Origin of the sequence: Pseudomonas sp. BP11-1-1, from assembly GCF_052112105.1 — a bacterium.
Lineage (GTDB): Bacteria > Pseudomonadota > Gammaproteobacteria > Pseudomonadales > Pseudomonadaceae > Aquipseudomonas > Aquipseudomonas alvandae.
The window spans coordinates 1-255 of record NZ_JAUTYU010000062.1; the positions used below are offsets into that span (position 1 = coordinate 1).

Here is a 255-nt window from a genome sequence, read left to right on the forward strand (position 1 = left end):
TGAAAGACGTGGTAGCCTGCGAAAAGCTTCGGGGAGTCGGCAAACAGACTTTGATCCGGAGATGTCTGAATGGGGGAACCCAGCCATCATAAGATGGTTATCTTGTACTGAATACATAGGTGCAAGAGGCGAACCAGGGGAACTGAAACATCTAAGTACCCTGAGGAAAAGAAATCAACCGAGATTCCCTTAGTAGTGGCGAGCGAACGGGGACTAGCCCTTAAGCTTCTTTGATTTTAGCGGAACGCTCTGGAA

The 255-nt window shown here is 48.6% G+C and carries 1 rRNA gene; it reads left to right on the top strand.

The window, feature by feature from the left end:
• Nucleotides 1–255, top strand: a 23S ribosomal RNA gene (locus Q7C33_RS29005); the annotation flags it as partial.